General features: G+C 60.4%; 21 protein-coding genes. 7 read left to right on the top strand and 14 right to left on the bottom strand.

Annotation, left to right across the window (positions count from 1 at the left end):
- Nucleotides 1-127 precede the first annotated feature (127 nt).
- A complete protein-coding gene (locus tag AC19YY_RS00880) occupies nucleotides 128-337 on the top strand; it encodes a hypothetical protein (RefSeq protein ID WP_032860067.1) in 210 nt (69 codons plus the stop codon).
- 57 nt (nucleotides 338-394) lie between these two features.
- Here the strand turns inward: AC19YY_RS00880 and AC19YY_RS00875 are convergent, their stop codons facing one another.
- Nucleotides 395-982 (bottom strand): YajG family lipoprotein, encoded by a 588-nt coding sequence (locus AC19YY_RS00875; RefSeq protein ID WP_032860068.1) that lies wholly within the window; start codon nucleotides 980-982, stop codon nucleotides 395-397.
- A gap of 170 nt (nucleotides 983-1152) precedes the next feature.
- On the opposite strand from AC19YY_RS00875, the gene AC19YY_RS00870 reads away from it, so the two are divergent.
- Nucleotides 1153-1389 carry a hypothetical protein gene (locus tag AC19YY_RS00870; RefSeq protein WP_169956397.1) on the top strand — a complete coding sequence of 79 codons (237 nt, stop codon included), beginning with the start codon at nucleotides 1153-1155 and terminating at the stop codon, nucleotides 1387-1389.
- Between the two features lie 733 nt (nucleotides 1390-2122).
- Nucleotides 2123-3631: a malate dehydrogenase (quinone) gene (gene mqo / locus AC19YY_RS00865; protein WP_500603763.1), complete on the top strand. Its 1509-nt coding sequence runs from the start codon at nucleotides 2123-2125 to the stop codon at nucleotides 3629-3631.
- Between the two features lie 69 nt (nucleotides 3632-3700).
- On the opposite strand, the gene AC19YY_RS00860 is transcribed toward mqo, so the two are convergent.
- The 3 genes from AC19YY_RS00860 to AC19YY_RS00850 form a co-directional block, all read right to left on the bottom strand.
- Nucleotides 3701-3988: a PA4642 family protein gene (locus AC19YY_RS00860; RefSeq protein ID WP_169956401.1), complete on the bottom strand. Its 288-nt coding sequence runs from the start codon at nucleotides 3986-3988 to the stop codon at nucleotides 3701-3703.
- Between the two features lie 229 nt (nucleotides 3989-4217).
- A complete protein-coding gene (locus tag AC19YY_RS00855) occupies nucleotides 4218-4685 on the bottom strand; it encodes a WbuC family cupin fold metalloprotein (protein ID WP_500603762.1) in 468 nt (155 codons plus the stop codon).
- 3 nt (nucleotides 4686-4688) lie between these two features.
- Complete coding sequence (locus tag AC19YY_RS00850) at nucleotides 4689-5246, bottom strand: hypoxanthine-guanine phosphoribosyltransferase (protein WP_078046900.1); 558 nt, start codon at nucleotides 5244-5246, stop codon at nucleotides 4689-4691.
- A 163-nt stretch (nucleotides 5247-5409) separates the two neighbouring features.
- Between AC19YY_RS00850 and upp the strand changes: the two genes are divergently transcribed.
- On the top strand, nucleotides 5410-6048 hold the full coding sequence (upp, locus tag AC19YY_RS00845; protein WP_029291751.1) for a uracil phosphoribosyltransferase: 639 nt from the start codon (nucleotides 5410-5412) through the stop codon (nucleotides 6046-6048).
- A gap of 2 nt (nucleotides 6049-6050) precedes the next feature.
- Nucleotides 6051-7325: a uracil-xanthine permease family protein gene (locus tag AC19YY_RS00840; protein WP_169950858.1), complete on the top strand. Its 1275-nt coding sequence runs from the start codon at nucleotides 6051-6053 to the stop codon at nucleotides 7323-7325.
- A 130-nt stretch (nucleotides 7326-7455) separates the two neighbouring features.
- Here the strand turns inward: AC19YY_RS00840 and hisC are convergent, their stop codons facing one another.
- The 10 genes from hisC to AC19YY_RS00790 all read right to left on the bottom strand — a co-directional run bounded on the left by hisC (nucleotide 7456) and on the right by AC19YY_RS00790 (nucleotide 15431).
- The gene (hisC, locus tag AC19YY_RS00835) at nucleotides 7456-8508 is read right to left on the bottom strand and encodes a histidinol-phosphate transaminase (RefSeq protein ID WP_500603761.1); all 1053 of its coding nucleotides are present in this window, start codon (nucleotides 8506-8508) and stop codon (nucleotides 7456-7458) included.
- Between the two features lie 3 nt (nucleotides 8509-8511).
- On the bottom strand, nucleotides 8512-9828 hold the full coding sequence (gene hisD / locus AC19YY_RS00830) for a histidinol dehydrogenase (protein ID WP_169950862.1): 1317 nt from the start codon (nucleotides 9826-9828) through the stop codon (nucleotides 8512-8514).
- Nucleotides 9829-9955: 127 nt separating this feature from the next.
- On the bottom strand, nucleotides 9956-10591 hold the full coding sequence (gene hisG, locus AC19YY_RS00825) for an ATP phosphoribosyltransferase (protein WP_003188599.1): 636 nt from the start codon (nucleotides 10589-10591) through the stop codon (nucleotides 9956-9958).
- A gap of 156 nt (nucleotides 10592-10747) precedes the next feature.
- Nucleotides 10748-12013, bottom strand: a complete 1266-nt coding sequence (murA, locus tag AC19YY_RS00820; RefSeq protein WP_492633705.1) for a UDP-N-acetylglucosamine 1-carboxyvinyltransferase — start codon at nucleotides 12011-12013, stop codon at nucleotides 10748-10750.
- 23 nt (nucleotides 12014-12036) lie between these two features.
- The gene (locus tag AC19YY_RS00815; protein WP_010567702.1) at nucleotides 12037-12276 is read right to left on the bottom strand and encodes a BolA family protein; all 240 of its coding nucleotides are present in this window, start codon (nucleotides 12274-12276) and stop codon (nucleotides 12037-12039) included.
- A 114-nt stretch (nucleotides 12277-12390) separates the two neighbouring features.
- On the bottom strand, nucleotides 12391-12696 hold the full coding sequence (locus AC19YY_RS00810; RefSeq protein ID WP_169950867.1) for an STAS domain-containing protein: 306 nt from the start codon (nucleotides 12694-12696) through the stop codon (nucleotides 12391-12393).
- Nucleotides 12693-13346 (bottom strand): MlaC/ttg2D family ABC transporter substrate-binding protein, encoded by a 654-nt coding sequence (locus AC19YY_RS00805; protein ID WP_169950869.1) that lies wholly within the window; start codon nucleotides 13344-13346, stop codon nucleotides 12693-12695. Before AC19YY_RS00805 ends, AC19YY_RS00810 begins: the two co-directional genes overlap by 4 nt.
- A gap of 11 nt (nucleotides 13347-13357) precedes the next feature.
- The gene (mlaD, locus tag AC19YY_RS00800; RefSeq protein WP_076963541.1) at nucleotides 13358-13825 is read right to left on the bottom strand and encodes an outer membrane lipid asymmetry maintenance protein MlaD; all 468 of its coding nucleotides are present in this window, start codon (nucleotides 13823-13825) and stop codon (nucleotides 13358-13360) included.
- Nucleotides 13825-14622, bottom strand: a complete 798-nt coding sequence (gene mlaE / locus AC19YY_RS00795; RefSeq protein WP_170056740.1) for a lipid asymmetry maintenance ABC transporter permease subunit MlaE — start codon at nucleotides 14620-14622, stop codon at nucleotides 13825-13827. The genes mlaD and mlaE overlap by 1 nt, the downstream gene beginning before the upstream one ends.
- Nucleotides 14622-15431 carry an ATP-binding cassette domain-containing protein gene (locus AC19YY_RS00790; RefSeq protein WP_038443322.1) on the bottom strand — a complete coding sequence of 270 codons (810 nt, stop codon included), beginning with the start codon at nucleotides 15429-15431 and terminating at the stop codon, nucleotides 14622-14624. The genes mlaE and AC19YY_RS00790 overlap by 1 nt, the downstream gene beginning before the upstream one ends.
- A gap of 288 nt (nucleotides 15432-15719) precedes the next feature.
- Here AC19YY_RS00790 and AC19YY_RS00785 point away from each other — a divergent pair, with 288 nt between their 5' ends.
- On the top strand, nucleotides 15720-16694 hold the full coding sequence (locus AC19YY_RS00785; protein WP_169950873.1) for a KpsF/GutQ family sugar-phosphate isomerase: 975 nt from the start codon (nucleotides 15720-15722) through the stop codon (nucleotides 16692-16694).
- A complete protein-coding gene (locus AC19YY_RS00780; RefSeq protein WP_032860082.1) occupies nucleotides 16695-17219 on the top strand; it encodes a KdsC family phosphatase in 525 nt (174 codons plus the stop codon).
- Nucleotides 17220-17223: the final 4 nt, after the last annotated feature.

Here is a 17223-nt window from a genome sequence, read left to right as displayed (position 1 = left end):
TTGCGCCCTCCTGCGCCTCACAGCTCCCTCCCCCATTGACGACTAATGTATCGAGTAATTTACAGCGTCACCTGAACGTCACCTTAACAAGCCACTCTGTTGCCCTTCGCACACCCGGGAGCTTGTCATGTTGCACGCGCAGAACCAGGATCGGCTGTACCTGATCGCCCCTACCGATGAGCAAGAGGCGCTGGTCGGCGGCCTGGCGTTCAATGTCCAGGACCGGCACTGGCTGGTGTATTGCGCCCTCGGCGGGCATCAGCATGCCGACCTGCCGGAGCTGGATCTGCTGACGGGAGTGAGTGTGCTGGACTTTTATGTCGAAACGGCGGCATGACCGCAGCAGACACAAAAAAGCCGGGCCCTTGGCGGGGCCCGGCTTTTTTACAACCGATTACTGCGAGCTGAGGATCTGGCCGATGCTTGGGTCCTTGAACAGACGCGTCAGGGCATCACTCAACACGTCGCTGACCAGCTTGGTGTTGGTTTCCTGGTTCGGCGCCATACCAAAGCGCTGGTCCAGGGACGCAGCGTAACGGCCGTTGTAGCGGCGATTGCCGGCCGACACATCAGAGCGGAAGGTTGCGCCGATGGTGGCTTCGGTCACGTACAGGCCTTCCTTGGGCGACTGATACTTCAGCTCGGCCAGGGTCACCGTCAGTTGCGGTGCGCCTGGCGAGTTACTGGTCGGGGTAAAGCCCAGCAGGCGCACAGCCGCTTCGGCCTGGGCTTGCAGCTTGGGCAGCACGTCGGCACCGGTCACCGTGATGGCGCTGGTTTCCGGGTACAGGCCACCACGGGTGCCCAGGGTCGGCGACGGACGGCCATCAACCACACGCACCGAGACCGGCTGGCCATGGCCCACAGGCGCCAACTGGGTGGTGAGCTTGGGTTGCGGGCTGAGTTGCTGCGGGCTGTGGGCGCAGCCAACCAGGGTCAAGCTGGTCACAGTGATCAAACCGAACAACAGGCGTTGCAACATGCTTTTCTCTCCAGAATTCAGGTACCGACAGTGCGCCAGTATAGCGGCGCGTCACCGCCTGGAACTAGCGCCAGTTACAACCTCAGGTCCAGGCCTGCGTGCAGCGACTCAGTGTCACCCAGATGTCATTCTTGACAGATATGCTTGGCGTCATTCTCAGGAGGCCCGCCATGCTCAATCTTCTCTGGCGCTTTTTCGCGCGCACGCCCGCCCATCGCAACTTTGCCCTGCTCGACTCGCAAGGTCGCTGCCAGGCCTTCAAGCAGTGCAGCCAGCCGCCCGTGGGCGAAGGCTGGGTCGAAGTCCAGGAGATCCGCCTGAGCTGGATGCACCATCCTCTGCCCGCCCGCGCCCGTGTCAGCCCGCGCCGCGCACGGTCATCACACCGCCTGCCGTTGACCGCCTGACCGAAGCGCTAATAAAAGTCATAAAACACGTCCATTTCCCGACAGTTCTTCGCTACAATCTCCCCCCGATTATAAGGACGTCTCCTGATCGGGCCTCGCAGCATCGCTAATGCCCTGGTATTAGCTCCCCCGCACCGCCCACAGAGAGCCGCCCACACAGATCGAGTGAAGCTGGCGAGCTGGCTGTTTTGTCTGCAAACCTGCGCCTTTACCGAATCTGCCAGAGCTGCCATTGCGCTCGGCCACTTGAGTTGTTTGCCCGTTATGCCGCGTGTCGGCAGTGATTTCGGGCCAGGTGCCAGGCTGGGGCAGCCCTTTTTTGAGGTTCACGTCTTCAAAAGAGCGTGAAAAAAACGGGTTTTCACAACTTCACAAGAGTGTGGCGAGCAAATGAATAGTTTTGCGTTTGTACAAGCACCATCAACGTCTGGCACTGCCCAACCACACAGGACCGAGTACTCCTCAAAAACCGGAGCTTGAAGCCTGTCCGCTACGGATTTGGTTGCACGATCGGACGTACTTGACCATAAGTCGAATTGCCACAGGGCCCCTTAAATGCGTTCATATGCAGATAAGGCCTGGTCGGCAGCGTCCGCTGAAGTTGCAAAAAAATTGCGAAGAATCGGACATGGCGATCCTGGCCATGGGTAACCTGGGGCATCACGTGAACCGCCCCGTCACTCCTGGCAGCCATGCCGTCAATTTGGTGCTGCAGATTTTGGAGACGCGTTAAATGGCGCATAACGAAGCAGTCGACGTAGTACTGGTAGGTGCAGGCATCATGAGTGCCACCCTTGCCGTGCTGCTCAAGGAGCTCGACCCCGGCCTCAAGCTGGAAGTCGTTGAGCTGATGGATTCGGGTGCCGCGGAGAGTTCCAACCCGTGGAACAACGCCGGTACCGGCCACGCCGGCCTGTGCGAGCTGAACTACACCCCGCAGGCGGGTGATGGCTCCATCGACATCAAAAAAGCCGTGCACATCAACACCCAGTTCGAGGTGTCGAAGCAGTTCTGGGCGTACCTGACCAAAAAAGGCACCTTTGGCTCGTCCAAGTCCTTTATCAGCCCAGTGCCGCACCTGAGCTTCGTGCAGGGCGAAAAAGGCGTGTCGTTCCTCAAGAAGCGCTTTGAAACCCTCAGCCAGCACCACGCGTTCTCGGATATGCACTACACCGAAGACCGTGCCGAAATGGCCGAGTGGATGCCGCTGATGATGCCGGGTCGCCCGGCTGACGAAAAAATCGCCGCGACCCGCGTGATGAACGGCACCGACGTCAACTTCGGCGCCCTGACCAACCAATTGCTCGCGCACCTGAGCAGTTCGGCCGATGCCCAGGTCAAGTACAGCAAGCGCGTCACCGGCCTCAAGCGCAATGGTGCTGGCTGGACCGTGAGCATCAAGGACGTCAACAGCGGTAGCACGCGCCATGTCGACGCCAAGTTCGTGTTCCTCGGCGCCGGCGGCGCGGCCCTGCCGCTGCTGCAAGCCTCCGGTATCGAAGAGAGCAAGGGCTTTGGCGGTTTCCCGGTCAGCGGCCAGTGGCTGCGTTGCGACAACCCGCAAGTAGTCAAGCAGCACCAGGCCAAGGTCTACAGCCAGGCCGCCGTGGGTTCGCCGCCGATGTCGGTGCCGCACCTGGACACCCGCGTGGTGAATGGCAAGAAATCCCTGCTGTTCGGGCCATATGCCGGCTTCACCACCAAGTTCCTCAAGTTCGGTTCGTTCCTTGACCTGCCGATGTCGATTCGCCTGGGCAACATCGGCCCGATGCTGGCCGTGGCCCGAGACAACATGGACCTGACCAAGTACCTGGTCAGCGAAGTGATGCAGTCCATGGAGCAGCGCCTGGAATCCCTGCGCCGCTTCTACCCCGAAGCCAAAGCCGAGGACTGGCGCCTGGAAGTGGCCGGCCAACGGGTGCAGATCATCAAGAAAGACCCGAAGAAAGGCGGCGTGCTGCAATTCGGCACCGAGCTGGTCGCGGCCAAAGACGGTTCGCTGGCGGCACTGCTGGGCGCCTCTCCAGGGGCTTCGGTGACTGTTTCGATCATGCTGGATCTGATCGAACGCTGCTTCCCGACCCAGGCGGCCGGCGAGTGGGCGGCCAAGCTGCAGGAGATCTTCCCGGCCCGGGAAAAAGTCCTGGAAACCGATGCCGAGCTGTATCGCAAGATCAGCGTGCAGAACAACATCAGCCTGGAGCTGGTTGAGCAAGGTAGCGAGGCCGCAAGCTACGCCTGACGTCTACAAAAAGACAAAAAACGCCCCGCTCTCGTGATGAGAACGGGGCGTTTTTGTATGTCTTGGAAATCAGCCGCGGGCTTGTTCGATCAGCTCGAGGTACTCGTCCGCGTTGCGCTGGTCCTTGATCAGATCGACGAAGGTCTGGCCATGCTCATCCTTGCCGTCGAGGTCCAGCCCGGCCTCTTTGAAAAAGGTCAGGAAACGTCCGAAGTCATCGATGCGCAGGCCGCGATAGGCTTTGATCAGTTTGTGCAGGGACGGTGAAGTGGCGTCGACCGGTTCAAAATCCAGGAACAGCTTGATCTGATCGTCGCCGATCTCGTCACCAATCACTTGTTTCTTATCTTTACGCATTGCCGACTCCAGCCTGCAGACATTTACACGGGAGTGGAAGTCTACCTGCGGGACACAAGGTTCGGAAGCCACGAGGCTCTATGTGGGAGCGGGCTTGTCGGGTCGCCGCATCGCCGCGATGGCGGTGGGTCAGTCGAATATATCTAACCTGACACTCCGCTATCGCGGCGATGCGGCGACCCGACAAGCCCGCTCCCACACAAACCCACCTGTTTTTTTGCTGCCAGGTTCAATCGAACTGGGCCAGCATCCAGCGATGATACTCAGCCATGCCAGCCTCGCCTTCCCGGGGCGCCCAGGTGGCCAGTTCGCCCTCGCCCACCGGGCGATAGGGGCCAGCCTTGCACTCGAACATCATCGTGTCGGGCTCAAGCACCACCAGGCCATGGAAAACGCCGGGCGATAGGTCGACACCCAGGCAATCTCCACCCGCCTGCAAGACGCGCCGCTCCAGGACCTCGCCTGACTCGCTGAAGATCAGAATGCCCAGGCGCCCCTTGAGTACCAGCAGGGTCTCGGCTTTGTCAGCGGTGAGATGACGATGGGGCTGCACATAAGTGTGTGGCTGCAACCCGACAGCCATGCGATGGCAAGGCTCTTCCATCTGGTGGAAGTTGACGTTCTGCCGGCCACGGGGGTTGATGGCGGCTTTCTCGGCCAATTCGGCAAACAGCGACTGATCAAGAAAACGCGCCATGGCTTACATCCCCTTCACGGCAAAGATGCCATTGGCGTTGCGCCAGTAGCCCTTGTAGTCCATGCCATAACCGAAAATGTAACGGTCGATGCACGGCAGGCCAACATAATCAGCCTTCAGGTCTGGCCGGGCCTTGCGGTCGTGGTCTTTGTCGATCAGCACGGCGGTGTGCACTTTGCGCGCGCCGGCGTGTTTGCAGAAGTCGATGATCGCGCCCAGGGTATGACCTTCGTCGAGGATGTCATCGATGATCAGCACGTCACGGTCGATGAACGACACTTCCGGCTTGGCCTTCCAGAACAGGTCGCCGCCGCTGGTTTCGTTGCGATAGCGCGTGGCGTGCAGGTAGGACGCTTCCAGCGGGAATTGCAGATGAGTCAGCAATTTGCCGGCGAAAATCAGACCACCGTTCATCACACAGAACACCACCGGGTTGGTATCGGCCATTTCACGGGTGATGTGCGCGCCGACCTTGGCGATAGCCTCTTCGACTTGCGCTTCGGTGTACAGGCAGTCAGCCTCGTGCATGATTTGACGGATATGCTCGAGATCAGCGGACATGGCGCTCTCCAGGGGTACTGTGGCAAGAAAAGCGGGCGAAGGTACGCCTCTGGGACGCAACGTTCAAGCCTTTATGGACTAACGTACTTGTTGTCTATAGGACAACACCCTCGGATAGATTAATCTAGGCCGGTTTTTTTGCCCGCCGCCGGAGCCTTTCCCCATGCCCATCCGTGAGATCCGCCACCCGCTGATCCGACACAAGCTCGGCCTTATGCGCCGCGCCGACATTAGCACGAAGAACTTCCGTGAGCTTGCTCAGGAAGTCGGAGCGTTGCTCACCTACGAAGCCACCAAAGATTTGCCCCTGGAAAACTACGAGATCCCCGGTTGGTGCGGTCCCGTCCAGGTCGAGAAAATCGCCGGCAAGAAAATTACCGTGGTGCCGATCCTGCGCGCCGGTATCGGCATGCTTGAAGGCGTGCTGAGCCTGATCCCGGGCGCCAAGGTCAGCGCTGTGGGCGTCGCCCGCAACGAAGAGACCCTGCAGGCCCACACCTACCTGGAAAAACTCGTCCCGGAAATCGACGAGCGCCTGGCGATGATCATCGACCCGATGCTGGCCACCGGTAGCTCCATGGTTGCCACCATCGATCTGCTGAAGAAAGCCGGCTGCAAGGACATCCGCGCCATGGTGCTGGTCGCTGCTCCCGAAGGTATTGCCGCCGTCGAAAAAGCGCACCCGGATGTAGTGATCTATACCGCGTCCATCGATGAGCGCCTGAACGAGCACGGCTACATCATTCCGGGCCTGGGCGATGCTGGCGACAAGATCTTCGGCACCAAGCAGAAGGACGCGTGAGCATGCAGGATGAATTCAACGACCCGCTTTGGCGCCAGATCCTGTCTGGCGCACAAATGCTCTTCGTAGCATTTGGCGCGCTGGTGTTGATGCCACTGATCACAGGTCTTGATCCAAACGTTGCGCTGTTTACCGCAGGCCTGGGCACATTGCTGTTCCAGGTCGTCACGGGGCGCCAAGTGCCGGTGTTCCTGGCCTCGAGCTTTGCCTTTATCACCCCGATCATTCTCGCCAAGGGCCAATTCGGCCTTGCGGCGACCATGGGCGGGGTGATGGCGGCGGGTTTCGTCTACACCTTCCTCGGCCTGGCCGTGAAGATCAAAGGCACCGGTTTTATCGACCGGCTGCTGCCGCCCGTGGTGATCGGACCGGTGATCATCTCCATCGGCCTGGCCATGGCGCCGATTGCCGCGAACATGGCAATGGGCAAGTCGGGCGACGGTGCCGAGTTGATCCACTACCAGACGGCAATGCTGATCTCGATGCCGGCGCTGCTGACCACGCTGATCGTGGCCGTATTCGGCAAGGGCATTTTCCGCCTGGTGCCGATCATTGCCGGGGTGCTGGTGGGTTTTGGCATGTCGTTCTACTTTGGCGTGGTCGACACCGCGAAGATCGCCGCCGCCCCGTGGTTCGCCCTGCCCCACTTCACCGCGCCGGAATTCAACTGGCAGGCGATTCTGTTCATCGTCCCGGTAGCCCTGGCACCGGCCATTGAACACATCGGCGGCGTGATTGCCGTGGGTAGCGTGACCGGTCGCGATTACCTGAAAAAGCCCGGCCTGCATCGCACGCTATTGGGCGACGGCATCGCCACCACCACGGCTGGCCTGTTCGGCGGCCCGCCCAACACTACCTACGCCGAAGTGACCGGCGCGGTGATGCTGACCAAGAACTACAACCCGAAAATCATGACCTGGGCGGCGGTATTTGCCATCACCCTGGCCTTTGTCGGCAAGTTCGGCGCGCTGCTGCAGAGCATTCCGGTGCCGGTGATGGGCGGGATTCTGTGCCTGCTGTTCGGTTCGATTGCGGCGGTGGGGATGAACACCTTGATCCGTCACAAGATCGACCTGGGGGAGGCGCGCAATCTGGTGATTGTGTCGGTGACCCTGGTGTTCGGGATAGGTGGTGTGCTGATCGGCACCGGCACTGGCCCGGACGATTTCGGCCTCAAGGGCATCGCCCTGTGCGCGGTGGTAGCGATTGGCCTGAACCTGCTGCTGCCGGGCAATGATGGCTGGAAGCACAAGAAGCCGGACGAGCCGTTGCTCTGAAGGTTAGGGACTGTCGGTGTTGCTGATGGCCTCATCGCGGGCAAGCCCGGCTCCCACATGGGAACGCATTCCAATGTGGGAGCCGGGCTTGCCCGCGATGAGGCCAGTCCAGCCAATATAGATCTAAGGCTTAAAGATCGCCCAAGCCATCGATCAACGCCTGGTTCTGCTCAGGCGTACCGATGCTGATCCGCAGGAACTGGGCAATCCGCTCCTGCTTGAAGTGCCGCACGATCACCCCTTGCTCACGCAGCTTGGCCGCCAGGCTGGCCGCGTCGTGCCGTGGGTGGCGGGCGAAGATGAAGTTGGCAGCCGACGGCAGCACTTCAAAGCTTTTGTCCTGCAACTGCGCAACCACCTTCTCGCGGCTGTCGATCACCAATTGGCAGGTCTTCTCGAAGTATTCACGATCTTCAAAGGCCGCCGCCGCGCCGACAATCGCCAGGCGATCCAGTGGATAGGAGTTGAAGCTGTTCTTGACCCGCTCCAGCGCCTCGATCAGGTCCGGATGCCCCACCGCCAGGCCTACCCGCAAACCGGCCAGTGAGCGCGATTTGGAGAGGGTCTGGGTGACCAGCAGGTTGGGGTAGCGATCCACCAGGCTGATGGCGGTTTCGCCGCCGAAGTCGATATAGGCTTCATCGACCACCACCACCGAATCCGGGCTGGCCTTGAGCAGCTGCTCCACCGCGTCCAGCGCCAGCACGCAGCCGGTCGGCGCGTTCGGGTTGGGGAAGATGATCCCGCCGTTGGGCTTGGCGTAGTCCGCCACGCGGATCTGGAACTGCTCGTCCAGCGGCACCGGGGCCGAGGTGATGCCATACAGGCCGCAGTACACCGGGTAGAAGCTGTAGCTGATATCCGGGAACAACAGTGGCAGGTCGTGCTGGAACAGACCGTGGAAGATATGCGCCAGGACTTCGTCGGAACCGTTACCGAGGAAGACCTTGCTTCCATCCACCCCGTAGTACTTGGCCACGGCCTGCTTGAGCAGGTCGCTGTTGGGGTCCGGGTACAAACGCAGGTTGTCGTTCAACTCGGCCTGCATCGCCGCCAGGGCCTTGGGCGACGGGCCATAGGGGTTTTCGTTGGTGTTGAGCTTGACCAGCTTGGTCAGCTTCGGCTGCTCGCCGGGCACGTAAGGCACGAGGTCCTTGACGAAAGGGCTCCAGAATTTGCTCATGTCTTACTCCCCCTTGACGATGCGGTATTCGGCGCTGCGGGCGTGCGCGCTCAACGATTCACCACGGGCCAGCACCGAGGCGGTCTTGCCTAGCTCGGAAGCACCTTGTGGCGAGCAAAAGATGATCGACGAGCGCTTCTGGAAGTCATACACCCCCAGCGGCGACGAAAATCGCGCAGTGCCCGAGGTCGGCAACACATGGTTGGGGCCGGCGCAGTAGTCACCCAGGGCTTCGCTGGTGTGGCGGCCCATGAAGATCGCACCGGCGTGGCGAATCGATGGCAGCCAGGCCTGTGGGTCGGCCACCGACAGCTCCAAGTGCTCAGGGGCAATGCGGTTGGCCACTTCGATAGCCTGTTCCATGTCCCGCACCTGGATCAGCGCACCCCGGCCATTGATCGACTTCTCGATAATCTCGGCGCGGTCCATGGTCGGCAGCAACTTGTTGATGCTCGCCGCCACCTTGTCGAGGAATTCGGCGTCGGGGCTGACCAGGATCGCCTGGGCGTCTTCGTCGTGCTCGGCCTGGGAGAACAGGTCCATGGCAATCCAGTCCGGATCGGTCTGGCCGTCGCACACCACGAGGATTTCCGAAGGGCCGGCGATCATGTCGATCCCGACTTGGCCAAACACATGGCGCTTGGCGGTGGCGACATAGATGTTGCCGGGGCCGACCACCTTGTCTACTTTCGGCACGCTTTCGGTGCCATAGGCCAACGCGGCGACGGCCTGGGCACCACCGATGGTAAACACGCGGTCAACGCCTGCGATGCAGGCGGCAGCCAGCACCAGTTCGTTGATTTCACCGCGCGGGGTCGGGACCACCATGACCACTTCGGTCACGCCCGCAACTTTGGCGGGAATGGCATTCATCAGCACCGACGACGGGTACGAAGCCTTGCCGCCTGGCACGTACAGGCCGGCGCGGTCCAGGGGCGTGACTTTCTGCCCCAGCACCGTGCCATCAGCCTCGGTGTAGCTCCAGGAATCCTGCTTCTGTTTTTCGTGGTAGCTACGCACCCGCGCGGCCGCGACTTCCAGGGCTTCACGCTGGGGCGCGGTGATGCGCGTCAGGGCCAACTCCAGGCGTTCGCGGGGCAGGATCAGGTCGGCCATGGACTTGACGTCCAGGCCGTCGAACTGGCGGGTAAAGTCCACCAGCGCCGCATCGCCGCGCTCACGCACGGCCTTGATGATGTCGAGCACCCGCTGGTTGACCGAGTCGTCGGACACACTTTCCCAGCTCAGCAGATGATCCAGATGATGGGCGAAATCCGGGTCGGCAGCGTTGAGTCGGGCAATTGCAGTGGACGTGGTCATAGCGAGGGCCTCAATAGTATTGGCAAAAACTCAGGCGCCCTAAACTAGCAGTCGTTTCCGCTTGGGCACCTGAGAATTCTGGCTATGAGGCGGATAGACGGGCGCGACCTAGGGCCGCGCAGGTGAGTCAACCGCGGTGTCGAGACTCCACTGCCTTGCGCAGGGTGTCGATCAACGCCTGGATCCGGGCGTGCTGCATTTTCATCGAAGCTTTGTTGACGATCAGGCGGGAGCTGATGTCAGCGATAAAGTCCTGGGGTTCCAGGCCGTTGGCGCGCAGGGTGTTGCCGGTGTCGACCACGTCGATGATCTTGTCGGCCAGGCCGATCAGCGGTGCCAGTTCCATCGAGCCATAGAGCTTGATGATATCGACCTGGCGGCCTTGCTCGGCGTAATAACGCTTGGCGACGTTGACGAACTTGGTGGCCACCCGCAGGCGGCCTTTTGGCTCGACGTCACCGACACGACCGGCAGTCATCAGCTTGCACAGGGCGATACGCAGGTCCAGCGGCTCGTACAGGCCCTGGCCGCCGTATTCCATCAACACGTCTTTACCGGCGACACCAAGGTCGGCGGCGCCATGTTCCACGTAGGTCGGCACGTCGGTAGCCCGCACGATCAACAGGCGAACGTCGTCCTGGGTCGTGGGGATGATCAGCTTGCGGCTCTTGTCCGGATTCTCGGTCGGCACGATGCCCGCTTCAGCCAGAAGCGGCAAAGTATCGTCAAGGATGCGGCCCTTGGACAGTGCGATGGTCAACATGGGAAACGTCAGTCCTTCATCAGGCTATTGCTGTCCGGTCGCAAACGGCGCCAGACACAGATCGAGGCCATTACAGCCTCGATTTGAAACAAATTCAGCCAAGGCGTGCCTGTGCACACCTCGGGCGGGCGCTTCCCTGCGCCCGAGCAGTGGGGACTAGCCCGGTACGCGGCGAATTTTTGCGCCGAGCATCTGCAGTTTTTCTTCAATGCACTCGTAGCCACGGTCTATGTGGTAGATGCGATCGATCAGGGTGTCGCCGTCAGCGCACAGCGCCGAGATCACCAGGCTGGCCGAAGCCCGCAGGTCGGTGGCCATTACTGGCGCGCCCTTGAGCTGCTCGATACCGGTGACGATGGCTGTGTTGCCTTCGACCTGGATCTTGGCGCCCATGCGGTGCAGTTCGTACACGTGCATGAAGCGGTTCTCGAAGATGGTCTCGATCACAGCACCGGTACCTTCGGCAATCGCGTTCAGGGAGATGAACTGCGCCTGCATGTCGGTCGGGAACGCCGGGTACGGAGCGGTACGCACGTTAACGGCTTTTGGCCGCTTGCCGTGCATGTTGAGCTCGATCCAGTCTTCGCCGGTGGTGATTTCGGCACCCGCTTCGCGCAGTTTTTCCAGGACCGCTTCCAGGATGGTCGGATCGGTATCCTTGACCTTGACGCGACCACCGGTGACGGCAGCAGCAACCAGGTAGGTACCGGTCTCGATACGGTCCGGCATGACCTTATAGGTAGCCGAGTGCAGGCGCTTCACACCGTCGATGGTGATGGTGTCGGTGCCGGCGCCAGTGATGTTGGCACCCATGGCGATCAGGAAGTTGGCCAGGTCGACCACTTCCGGCTCGCGCGCGGCGTTTTGCAGGACGCTGCGGCCGTTGGCCAGGGCAGCGGCCATCATGATGTTCTCGGTACCGGTCACGCTGACGGTATCAAAGAAGAAGTTCGCGCCACGCAGGCCGCCTTCCGGCGCCTTGGCCTTGATGTAGCCGCCTTCGACGTCGATGGTTGCACCCATGGCTTCAAGGCCACGGATGTGCAGGTCCACCGGCCGCGAACCAATGGCGCAACCGCCAGGCAGTGCCACTTCGGCTTCGCCGAAACGGGCAACCATCGGGCCCAGTACCAGGATCGAGGCACGCATGGTTTTCACCAGTTCGTACGGGGCGATCAGGGTCTTGATGGTGCGCGGGTCGATTTCGACCGACAGCTTCTCGTCGATCACCGGCTCAATGCCCATGCGACCGAACAGCTCGATCATGGTGGTGATGTCGTGCAGGTGCGGCAGGTTGGCTACGGTAACCGGGCCATCACACAGCAAGGTAGCAGCCAGGATCGGCAAGGCCGAGTTTTTAGCCCCGGAGATACGGATTTCGCCATCAAGACGGGAACCGCCGGTAATAATCAATTTATCCATAAGAATCTCGACGCCTTGGGGGCTCAGGTGCGCTCGGCCCAGGCCGCGCGGCTGAAAAATTTCATAGTGACCGCATGGATGCTGCCATCGGTGATCCACGGGTTCAAATGGGCATAGATCTGCTGCTGACGCTTGACCGGGCTCAATGCCGCCAGTTCATCGCTAATCACGTTCAGCTGGAAATTGCAGCCTTCGCCTTCAACTGCAACCTCAGTATTCGGCAGCTTTCCTTCAAGGAAGCTTTTAACTTCTAGGGCCTGCATGCTCAACCTCTATCGGCGCCCAGTGCGCGCGGGTCGCACATCATACAAAAAAGCCCCGCGCCTGCGAACCCCGCATAGCAGGACTCTGACGGGGGGCTTCTTCAATAATGTGTATTAAGGATGCGCCAACAGCTCGGCCAGACCGCAAACCTGGGCAATTTCCCGCATATCCTCGGGTAATGCACGAATACTGGCAGGTTTGTTGACCGCCGCGGCGTCGCGTAGGAAACACAGGAGCAATGACAAGCCAACACTGCTGGACTTCACCACCGCCGAGCAGTCGATAACCACTGCCGACGCAGTGCTGGCATTGATCAGCGCCTGGCCCTGCTTGCGCAGGGCCGGCCCGGTGCTGTAGTCGAGCACGCCACTCAAGAGCAGCTCGCCGGCCTGGCCTTGACGAACAGCCGACTCAGTCATGGGGCCTGCTTCTCTGCGGCTTCTTCGGTCACTTCCTTGGCCTTGGCCACTTCGCCGGCCCAACCATCGATGGTCTTGTCCAGGTCGTTGCCATTGCGCTGCATGGCATCGGCGAACTGGTCACGGAACAGCTTGCCGATGTTGATGCCGTTGATGATCACGTTGCGCACTTTCCATTCACCGTTGATTTTCTCGAGGGTGTAGGAAACCGGGTAGATCGAGCCATTGTTGCCCTTGACCTGCATATCCACGCTGGTACGGTTGCCGGACTCATCCTTGGCCGGAGATACGACGATACCCTGGTTGTTGTATTCCAGCAGGGCGTTGCCGTAGAACTGCATCAGGCTGCGCTTGAAGTTTTCCTGGAAGCGCTGCATCTGCGCAGGCGTGGCCTTGCGCGAGTACTTGACGGTCATGATGCTGCGGGAGATGCCATCAGCATCGACCACCGGGCCCACGATACCGTTGAGGGCATCGTAGAACGCGCTTGGGCTCTGCTTGTACTGCTCTTTGTTTGCGGCAAGGTCAGCCAGCAGCTCTTTGGTGGTTCTATCAATTATGTCGTGCGCCGAAGGCGCTGCCACGGCGTTAGCCATCAATGGCAAGGCTGCCAACAGCACCAACAGGCCACGTCGCAAGGTTGAGATCATGAACAAACTCCTCATTTGGCGTCTTTACTAACCGTATTAAGCAGGAATTTACCGATCAGGTCCTCCAGCACCAACGACGACTGTGTGTCATGAATGGTCGAACCATCCTTGAGCAAGGCTTCTTCCCCGCCCACGCTGATACCGATGTACTTCTCGCCCAGCAGACCCGCCGTGAGGATAGACGCCGTGGAGTCAGTCGGCAGGTTATCTACCTTCTTGTCCAGTTGCAGGGTCACTCGGCCGGTGAAGCTGTCGCGGTCCAGATCGATTGCCGTGACCTTGCCGATGGTCACACCGGCCATGGTCACTTTGGATCTGACCGTCAAACCGGCGATATTGTCGAAGTAGGCGTAAAGTTTATAGGTGTCGGCGCTGGAGCTGGCCGACAAGCCGCTGACTCGCAGGGCAAGCAACAGTAAAGCCAGGATGCCAGCCAGCAAGAAAAGGCCGACACCGATTTCCACAGTGCGGTTTTGCATCAGAAATCTCCAAACATCAAGGCGGTCAAAATGAAGTCAAGACCCAGTACCGCCAGCGAGGCGTACACAACGGTCTTGGTGGTGGCACGACTGATCCCTTCTGAAGTGGGCTCACAGTCATAGCCTTGGAATACGGCGATCCAAGTCACGACGAAAGCGAAGACGATGCTCTTGATAATGCCATTGAGCACGTCACCGCTGAACGTCACGCTGTTTTGCATGTTGGCCCAGTAGGAGCCGTCGTAGACCCCCAGCCAGTCCACTGCCACCCATGAGCCGCCCCAGATCCCGACCACGCTGAAAATCATCGCCAGCAGAGGCAGGGAAATGAAGCCGGCCCACAGGCGCGGGGCAACGATGTACTTGAGCGGGTCCACGCCGATCATTTCCAGGCTGGACAACTGCTCGGTGGCCTTCATGTTGCCGATCTCGGCAGTCAACGCAGAACCGGCGCGCCCGGCAAACAGCAACGCGGTGACCACCGGTCCCAGTTCACGCAGCAGCGTTAGCGCAACCATCTGCCCCACCGCCTGCTCGGAACCGTAGCTGGACAGGATATTGAAGCCCTGCAACGCCAGCACCATGCCGATGAAAACCCCGGAGACCACGATGATCACCAGGGACATCACGCCCACCGAGTGCAACTGCTTGAGCAGCAAGCCAAAACCGCCGCCGATACTGCCGCGGCCCAGCAAGGCGTGAAACAGGAAAATCGTCGAACGCCCGAGCACTTCGACAATGTCGATGCCGGAACGACCGAAAAGGCGAACCTTCTCGATTAAAGATGTCTTGCGCATCAGCGCTTCCCCAGGAGATCTGCGCGGTAATCCGCTGCCGGAAAATGAAAAGGCACCGGGCCATCAGGATCGCCGGTCATGAATTGGCGAATGCGCGGGTTATCAGCGTTCATCAGCTCTTCAGGCGTGCCCTGGCCCAATACCTGGCCATCGCCGACCACATAGAGGTAGTCGGCAATGCTCGCGGTTTCGGCCAGGTCGTGGGAAACCACGATACTGGTGATGCCCAGCGCATCGTTGAGCAGGCGGATCAGGCGCACCAGGACGCCCATGGCGATAGGGTCCTGGCCGACGAACGGCTCGTCATACATGAGGATCTGCGGATCGAGCGCAATCGCCCGCGCCAGGGCGACACGCCGCTTCATACCGCCGGAGAGTTCATCTGGCATCAGGTCGATGGCACCGCGAAGGCCGACGGCCTGCAGCTTCAACAAAACAATGTCACGAATCATTTCTTCGGACAGCTGGGTGTGCACCCGCAGCGGAAACGCGACGTTTTCGAAAACATCGAGGTCGGTGAACAGAGCGCCGCTCTGGAACAGCACCCCCATGTGCTTGCGCGCATCGAACAAGTCGCTGCGCGACAGGGTCGGCAGGTTCTGGCCATTGACCCAGACCTCCCCGGCAGTCGGACGCAACTGCATGCCCATCAGGCGCAGCAGGGTCGTCTTGCCGCAACCGGAAGGGCCCATGATACCCGTCACCTTGCCGCGGGGAATGCGAATATCGACATTATTGAAGATGCTGCGCGTACCGCGCTTGAAGGAAAGGCCCTTCAGCTCGACCGCGTAGGCGTTATCGGCACTCATCTAAACTCCTTGGGATGCAGCTTCTCACTCAGACACCATGCTTGGGACAACTGCTTGCGACAGTTAGACACATGTGCGCTGCGCGGACCGAACTGGCGGCGAACTATATCACTGCTGACGTAGAGCGCCCAAGGCCGCAGCAGCGCTTGTTCAGAAACAGGACAGGTAAAAAGCGCATTTGGGACTGATCTCACTCTCTAGAAGAACAACAGCTGACGAACTTGCGTGAGGGAATTGCTCAATCCCGCTATAATCGCCGACTTTTCGTCAGGCTATACGATTTCAGACATGAGCCAATCCAACGACCTTATTCAATCCGCACAACGCACCATCCGCCTCGAGCTTGAAGCCGTAGAAGGCTTGCTGGCCCATATCGACGCAGATTTCGTACGCGCCTGCGAGATGATCCTGGCCAGTAAAGGCCGGGTTGTCGTGGTCGGCATGGGCAAGTCAGGCCATGTCGGCAACAAGATTGCCGCCACCCTGGCGAGCACCGGCACCACGGCTTTTTTCGTGCACCCGGCCGAAGCCAGCCACGGTGACATGGGCATGATTACCCGCGACGACGTGATCGTCGCCCTGTCCAACTCCGGCACCACCAACGAAATCGTGACCCTGCTGCCCCTGATCAAGCGCCTGGGCATCAAGCTGATCAGCATGACCGGTAACCCGGACTCGACGCTGGCCAAGGCCGCCGAAGTGAACCTGAACGTGCATGTGACCCATGAAGCCTGCCCACTGAACCTGGCGCCGACCTCCTCCACCACCGCCGCCCTGGTCATGGGCGACGCGCTAGCCGTAGCCTTGCTGGAAGCCCGTGGTTTTACCGCCGAAGACTTCGCCTTTTCCCACCCGGGTGGCGCCCTTGGCCGTCGCCTGCTGCTGAAAGTGGAAAACGTCATGCATGCTGGCGATGAGCTGCCACAGGTACAGCGCGGCACCCTGCTCAAGGACGCGCTGATGGAAATGACCCGCAAGGGCCTGGGCATGACCGTGATCCTCGAGGCCGACGGGCGCCTGGCCGGGGTGTTCACCGACGGCGACCTGCGTCGCACCCTGGACCGCACCATCGATATCCATACCGCGACTATCGATCAAGTCATGACCCCCCACGGCAAGACCGCCCGCGCCGAAATGCTCGCGGCGGAAGCCCTGAAGATCATGGAAGATCATAAAATCGGCGCCCTGGTGGTGGTCGATGATGCCGATCATCCGATTGGCGCCCTGAACATGCACGATTTGCTGCGCGCTGGAGTGATGTAAATGAGCAACGACCTGTTGCAACGGGGCAAGGCCATCAAACTGGCAATTTTCGATGTGGACGGCGTGCTGACCGATGGCCGCCTGTACTTCCTCGAAGACGGCAGTGAATTCAAGACGTTCAACACGCTGGACGGCCAGGGCATCAAGATGCTGATGGCCTCTGGCGTGCAAACCGCGATTATCAGTGGTCGCAAGACCCCGGTCGTGGAACGCCGCGCACAAAACCTGGGGATTCCTTACCTGTATCAGGGCCGCGAGGATAAACTGGTGGTCCTGGATGAGCTTCTTGGGAAACTCAACCTAAGCTATGAGCAGGTCGCCTATCTGGGTGACGACTTACCTGACTTGCCGGTGATTCGCCGCGTCGGCCTGGGCATGGCGGTGGCCAATGCCGCGTCATTTGTTCGCGAACACGCCCACGGCATTACCCAGGCCCGTGGCGGCGAAGGTGCCGCGCGCGAGTTCTGCGAGTTGATCCTGCGCGCCCAGGGCAGCCTTGAAGCGGCCCACGCCGCCTACCTATAGAGCC

The sequence above is a fragment of the Pseudomonas sp. MF09156 genome (assembly GCF_059862305.1).
Note: the sequence above shows the minus strand (reverse complement) of the source record. Positions and strands in the feature narration are given on the sequence as shown.